Raw genomic sequence first — 611 nt, forward strand, 5'->3', positions numbered from 1 at the left:
AAAGTCGTCGCCGCCCAAGTGGCTGTCGCCGCTGGTGGACTTCACTTCGAACACGCCTTCGCCCACGTCCAGAATCGAGACGTCGAACGTACCACCACCCAGGTCGAAGACCAGGATCGTTTCGTTGGCCTTCTTATCGAGGCCGTAGGCCAGCGAGGCGGCCGTCGGTTCGTTAATGATGCGCAGAACTTCCAGGCCCGCGATCTCGCCCGCGTTCTTGGTGGCTGTGCGCTGGCTGTCATTGAAGTAGGCCGGAACCGTGATGACCGCCTTGGTCACCGGTTCGCCCAGGTACGCCTCGGCGTCCGCCTTCAGCTTTTGCAGGATCATCGCGCTGATCTCTTCGGGCGTGAACTGCTTGTCCACCGCCGGGATGTGAACCGCCGCCATGCCCTTGCTGTCGGCCACCACCTTGTAGCTCACGCGGCCGGTCTCTTGCTTCACTTCCTCCAGCCGGTGACCCATGAAGCGCTTGATGCTGCCCACGGTGTTCGCCGGGTTGGTGACGGCTTGGCGCTTGGCCGTGACGCCGACGAGGCGCTCGCCATTGGCCTTGAAAGCCACGACGCTCGGAATCGTGCGATTCCCTTCGGCGCTGGCAATCACGCGGG

At 63.3% G+C, this 611-nt stretch carries 1 protein-coding gene; it reads right to left on the reverse strand.

The features are described from left to right. Nucleotides 1-611: Hsp70 family protein (locus tag VB775_RS10270; RefSeq protein WP_323216782.1), on the reverse strand; the 611-nt coding region annotated here is incomplete at both ends.

Origin of the sequence: Pseudanabaena sp. CCNP1317, assembly GCF_034931345.1 — a bacterium.
Taxonomy (GTDB): Bacteria; Cyanobacteriota; Cyanobacteriia; order Pseudanabaenales; family Pseudanabaenaceae; genus Pseudanabaena; species Pseudanabaena galeata.